Origin of the sequence: Streptomyces sp. NPDC060205, from assembly GCF_042728395.1 — a bacterium.
Taxonomy (GTDB): Bacteria; Actinomycetota; Actinomycetes; order Streptomycetales; family Streptomycetaceae; genus Streptomyces.
This window is the reverse complement of sequence record NZ_JBHWZP010000490.1, coordinates 1-5,208: the sequence shown is the minus strand read 5'-3', so window position 1 is coordinate 5,208 and position 5,208 is coordinate 1. Positions and strand designations below refer to the sequence as shown.

General features: G+C 70.1%; 5 protein-coding genes. 1 reads left to right on the top strand and 4 read right to left on the bottom strand.

The annotated features are described in order from the left end of the window. Positions 1-91: 91 nt before the first annotated feature. From ACFWGJ_RS41635 to ACFWGJ_RS41625, 3 genes are all read right to left on the bottom strand, one after another. Complete coding sequence (locus ACFWGJ_RS41635; protein ID WP_387334162.1) at positions 92-1,405, bottom strand: extracellular solute-binding protein; 1,314 nt, start codon at positions 1,403-1,405, stop codon at positions 92-94. Between the two features lie 370 nt (positions 1,406-1,775). Continuing rightward, positions 1,776-2,087, bottom strand: a complete 312-nt coding sequence (locus ACFWGJ_RS41630) for a DUF3039 domain-containing protein (protein WP_189775099.1) — start codon at positions 2,085-2,087, stop codon at positions 1,776-1,778. Positions 2,088-2,116: 29 nt separating this feature from the next. Next, positions 2,117-2,689 (bottom strand): YqgE/AlgH family protein, encoded by a 573-nt coding sequence (locus ACFWGJ_RS41625; RefSeq protein ID WP_381832674.1) that lies wholly within the window; start codon positions 2,687-2,689, stop codon positions 2,117-2,119. Between the two features lie 252 nt (positions 2,690-2,941). Between ACFWGJ_RS41625 and murA the strand changes: the two genes are divergently transcribed. After that, positions 2,942-4,288 carry a UDP-N-acetylglucosamine 1-carboxyvinyltransferase gene (murA, locus tag ACFWGJ_RS41620; RefSeq protein WP_107015937.1) on the top strand — a complete coding sequence of 449 codons (1,347 nt, stop codon included), beginning with the start codon at positions 2,942-2,944 and terminating at the stop codon, positions 4,286-4,288. 116 nt (positions 4,289-4,404) lie between these two features. Here murA and ACFWGJ_RS41615 read toward each other — a convergent pair whose 3' ends face one another. Then, the gene (locus tag ACFWGJ_RS41615; RefSeq protein ID WP_007382399.1) at positions 4,405-4,686 is read right to left on the bottom strand and encodes an HU family DNA-binding protein; all 282 of its coding nucleotides are present in this window, start codon (positions 4,684-4,686) and stop codon (positions 4,405-4,407) included. Positions 4,687-5,208: the final 522 nt, after the last annotated feature.

Sequence of the window (5,208 nt, the reverse complement as noted above, 5' to 3'; positions counted from 1 at the left end):
GAGGGGCCCTTCGTGACGGGTCCGGCCCCCGGGGCCGGCCCCGGGGCGGCCCCCGGGGCGGACACCGCGAGCGGACGGTCGGTCATCCGGCTCATCCGGCGGAGCTGAACGCGTCGTTCATCTTCTTGGCCGCGTCCTTGGAGGCGGCCTCCACGCCCTTACGTCCGCTGACGACCTCCTGGAACATCGTCGGCAGGACCAGGGACGCGTCGATCTGCGACCAGGCGGGCGAGGCCGGGACGAACTTGGCGCCGGATCCGAGGGTCTTCACGAACGGTTCGACGAACGGCTCGCGCTTCGCGACGTCCTGGCGCACGTCCGTGAACGTCGGCAGGAAGCCCATCGCGTCGAAGAGCGCGCCCTGCGTCTTCTTCGAGGCGAGCTGTTCCATCAGGTCGACGGCGAGGGTGCGGTGGGTGGTGCTCTTGAGCACGCCGAGGTTGTTGCCGCCCGCGAAGGCGGGGGCGATCTCACCGGACTTCACGCCGGGCAGCGGTACGACCTTGTACTTGCCCTTGACCTTGCCGGCCTCGATCGCTGCGTGGCTGAAGTCGCCGCCGATGGCCATGCCGGCCTTGCCGGAGGCGAACGCGGTGACGGTGTCGTTGCCGCCCATGCCCGCGCACTTGGCGGCCGGACAGTTGTCGTCGCCGAAGAGCGAGGTGTACGCCTTGATGCCCTTCTGGGCCTCGGCGCTGTCGATGGTCGAGGCGTACGAGCCGCCCTTGCCCTCGGCCAGCTCACCGCCGTTGGACCAGATGAACGGCATCGCGCCGTACGTGTAGGCGCCGCCGACCGCGAGACCGTACAGGTCGGGCTTCGCCTGCCGGATCTTCTTGGCCGTGCTGATCAACTCGGCCTGCGTCTCGGGTACGTCGAGGTCCAGGTCCTCGAAGATGTCGGTGCGGTAGTAAAGGGCGCGGACCCCGACGAAGTACGGGGCTCCGTAGATCTTGCCGTCGACGGTGACGGACTGCTTGGCGGTCGGGTCGGTGTCCTTGGACTCGCTCCAGTCCGTGAACTCCGCGCTGACGTCCGCGAGTCCGCCGTCCTTGACGTACCCGGCGGTGTCCGTGTTGCCGTACTCGATGAGGTCGGGCGCGCTCTTGGGGTCGTTGAAGGCGGCCTTGATCTTCTCGGCGCGGGTCTCGACGGGGATGTACTGGACGTCGACCTTCGTGCCCTTGTGGGCCTTCTCGAAGGCGGTGACGACCCCGTCGACCACCTTCTCCTTCGGCGTGTTGGTGACCTCCTGGAAGAGCCACACCCGCAGGGTGCCGCTCTTCTCGTCCTTGCCACCGGAGTTGTCGGACGACTCAGGGGCGCAGGCGGTCGCCGTGAGCGCGGCGACGACGAGGGCGGCGATCGGGGCGGCCGTACGGGCAGAGAGAGGTGCGAACTTCATGGGGGCGTCCTCCGGGGGCGCGTTGCAGCATCTGCAATGGTGGTTTTGCGCTGCACAACACCCGGGAGGCTATGGAGTACATGAACATGCCCACAAGAGGTCTCAACCACTCTGTGACCGGCGGAAGCACTCCGTGCAACGGGCCGCCGGGACAAAGGCCGCGGATACGCCGCATACGCCGACCGCGCCCGCGGCCCCGCCGGTCAGCCGGACACGACAGAGCCGCGGCACCCCGCACCGGGGCACCGCGGCCGTACTGCGCCGTGTCCGGTCCCCGCGGCGCACCACGCGCCGCGGGAGTGCGCCCCACGGCGCCGCGGGGCGCGGAGTGCGCGGAAGGCGCGGGAAACCGCTAAGGCCACGGGGGCGCCTACTTGCCGCCGTCCTTGCCCTTGCCGCCGCCCTTGCCGTCGTCGCCGCCGGCGCCCATGGACTCGTAGATCTCCTTGCACATGGGGCACACGGGGTACTTCTTCGGGTCCCGGCCCGGGACCCACACCTTGCCGCAGAGTGCGACGACGGGCGTACCGTCGAGCGCGCTCGCCATGATCTTGTCCTTCTGGACGTAGTGGGCGAAGCGCTCGTGGTCCCCGTCGCCGTGCGACGTCTGCGGCGTCGGCTCTACGAGGGTTCCCGTCCCAGTGCCTCGCTGGGGCTGGGTCTCAGGCTCAAGAGTGCTCATAAACGCAAGAGTACTGAAGGCGGGGGACATCAGTTGAGCGAAGGGTCGTCCGGATACGTGGCCACCATCGCCAGTTCGCTGCGCTGACGGCGCAGCACCTCGCGCCACAGCCGCTGCGGAGCGGGCGAGGAGACATCACCGGGCTCGGACTCGACGACGTACCAGGCGCCCTCGCCCAGTTCGTCCTCCAGCTGCCCCGGCCCCCAGCCCGCATACCCCGCGAAGATCCGCAGGGAGCCGAGCGCCGAGGCGAGCAGCTCCGGCGGGGCCTCCAGGTCCACGAGTCCGATCGCGCCGTGCACCCGGCGCCAGCCGAGCGGCGCGCGCTCCCCCGAGGCGCCCCCCGGGATCACCGCCACCCCGAGCGCGGAGTCCAGGGAGACCGGGCCGCCCTGGAACACGACACCGGGCTCGCCCGCGAGTTCCGCCCAGCCCGCGAGGATGTCGCCCACGTCCACGGGGGTCGGGCGGTTGAGGACGACGCCCAGCGAGCCCTCCTCGTCGTGGTCGAGGAGCAGCACCACCGCGCGGTCGAAGTTCGGGTCCGCCAGGGCGGGTGTGGCCACGAGCAGCCGCCCTGTGAGCGAGGACACCTCGGTCATGCGAGACATGATCCCGCATCTTCCCCGCGCGGGGGGAGGCAATGCGTCTACCGCCGGGAATGCAGCTCAGGGCGTACGGGTGCAGGTGGAGCGCACGGGCGGGACCAGTGACCCCACGTGTCCGTTTACGCACGGTTCGTGTTGTGGCAAAGCTATGACGTCCCTGAGAGCCCCTTGGGCTTACTGAAGGGGGGTGGGCGGCCATTACCCTTGCTTCTTCGCCTCTGTCCCACCAATCGGAACGCGAGATACATGACCGTCAACGGCTCAGACGACGTACTCCTTGTCCACGGCGGAACCCCGCTGGAGGGTGAGATCCGTGTCCGCGGTGCGAAGAACCTCGTACCGAAGGCCATGGTTGCCGCACTGCTCGGCAGTGCTCCGAGCCGGCTGCGCAATGTCCCGGACATCCGTGACGTGCGGGTCGTACGCGGACTGCTGCAGCTGCACGGGGTCACGGTCCGTCCGGGTGAGGAGCCGGGCGAGCTCATCATGGACCCGTCGCACGTGGAGAGCGCCAACGTCGCGGACATCGACGCCCACGCGGGCTCCTCGCGCATTCCGATCCTCCTGTGCGGCCCGCTCCTGCACCGCCTCGGCCACGCGTTCATCCCGGGCCTCGGCGGCTGCGACATCGGCGGCCGGCCGATCGACTTCCACTTCGAGGTGCTGCGGCAGTTCGGCGCGACGATCGAGAAGCGCGCGGACGGCCAGTACCTGGAGGCTCCGCAGCGGCTGCGCGGCACGAAGATCCAGCTGCCGTACCCGTCCGTCGGCGCGACCGAGCAGGTGCTCCTGACGGCCGTCCTCGCGGAGGGCGTCACGGAGCTGTCGAACGCGGCGGTCGAGCCGGAGATCGAGGACCTGATCTGCGTCCTGCAGAAAATGGGCGCGATCATCGCGATGGACACCGACCGCACCATCCGCGTCACGGGCGTCGACAAGCTCGGCGGGTACACCCACGCGGCCCTGCCGGACCGCCTGGAGGCCGCCTCGTGGGCTTCCGCGGCCCTGGCGACCGAAGGCAACATCTACGTCCGCGGCGCCCAGCAGCGCTCGATGATGACGTTCCTCAACACCTACCGGAAAGTCGGCGGCGCCTTCGAGATCGACGACGAGGGCATCCGCTTCTGGCACCCCGGCGGCCAGCTCAAGTCGATCGCGCTGGAGACGGACGTCCACCCGGGCTTCCAGACCGACTGGCAGCAGCCCCTCGTGGTCGCCCTCACGCAGGCCACCGGCCTCTCCATCGTCCACGAGACGGTGTACGAGTCCCGCCTCGGCTTCACGTCCGCGCTGAACCAGATGGGCGCGCACATCCAGCTCTACCGCGAGTGCCTGGGCGGCTCGCACTGCCGCTTCGGCCAGCGCAACTTCCTGCACTCGGCCGTCGTGTCGGGCCCCACCAAGCTCCAGGGCGCCGACCTGGTCATCCCCGACCTGCGCGGCGGCTTCTCGTACCTCATCGCGGCGCTGGCGGCCCAGGGCACGTCCCGGGTGCACGGCATCGACCTGATCAACCGCGGCTACGAGAACTTCATGGAGAAGCTGATCGAGCTGGGCGCGAAGGTGGAACTGCCGGGCAAGGCGCTCGGCTGAGCCCTCGCCGGTCCGGCGGCCCTCGTTCGGGGCCGCCTTCGAGCGAACCACGATGGGGCGGTACCCGAAAGTTCCGGGTACCGCCCCATCAGCGTTCTCAGCGAAGCGCTCAGCGCTTACTTGCCCTTGGCGGCTTCCTTGAGCTTGCTGCCCGCGGAGACCTTGACGCTGTAGCCGGCCGGGATCTGGATCGGGTCACCGGTCTGCGGGTTGCGAGCGGTACGAGCGGCACGGTGGGTGCGCTCGAAGGTCAGGAAGCCGGGGATGGTGACCTTCTCGTCGCCCTTGGCGACGATCTCACCGACGGTCTCGGCGAAGGCGGCCAGAACGGCGTCGGCGTCCTTGCGGGTCACCTCGGCACGGTCGGCCAGCGCGGCCACCAGCTCACTGCGGTTCATGTTGTTACTCCCGTGTTCTTCTTGCCGTTGAGGCGTGCCACGCGGCGGAGCCGCATATCGGGCACGTCGAAGCCGATGCTGCCAGGGTCCTCGGCGGTCCCCGGACCCGGGTCCGTGGCCGGACCCTCGCGCCCGAAGACGCATCCTGCCCCCACCTGCGGCGGGAAAGCCAATCCGGCACCCCTGAGAGTCACACGAAAAGCGCCACGGCCTCGAAATGGTGACGCTCCGTCCGCTCCCGGCAGCGGACCGCAGGGCCGGTGAGGGCCTGGTGGGCCCGCAGGGACCGAGCCATGGCCGCCACCCTAGAGGCGGGCCCGCGCGCTGTGTCCGGCGACGCGCCGGTGCGACCGCGGGGTGGTAACCGTCACAGCGGCCACCACCACGGGGCTCCGCCCCGAACCCCCACGGCGCCGGCCTTCGTCCGCGGGCCGGTGGGGGCGGGTCGCGCAGTTCCCCGCGCCCCTGAAAGGCGGGGCTGCGCCCCAGCCTTTCAGTCCCGCCCGGCAGCGCGTCCGGGGG

What these genes read in the sequence shown, in the direction of transcription:
- ACFWGJ_RS41635 (WP_387334162.1), bottom strand. Translation starts at nt 1,405, where the DNA reads ATGAAGTTCGCACCTCTCTCTGCCCGTACGGCCGCCCCGATCGCCGCC.
- ACFWGJ_RS41630 (WP_189775099.1), bottom strand. Translation starts at nt 2,087, where the DNA reads ATGAGCACTCTTGAGCCTGAGACCCAGCCCCAGCGAGGCACTGGGACG.
- ACFWGJ_RS41625 (WP_381832674.1), bottom strand. Translation starts at nt 2,689, where the DNA reads ATGACCGAGGTGTCCTCGCTCACAGGGCGGCTGCTCGTGGCCACACCC.
- murA (WP_107015937.1), top strand. Translation starts at nt 2,942, where the DNA reads ATGACCGTCAACGGCTCAGACGACGTACTCCTTGTCCACGGCGGAACC.
- ACFWGJ_RS41615 (WP_007382399.1), bottom strand. Translation starts at nt 4,686, where the DNA reads ATGAACCGCAGTGAGCTGGTGGCCGCGCTGGCCGACCGTGCCGAGGTG.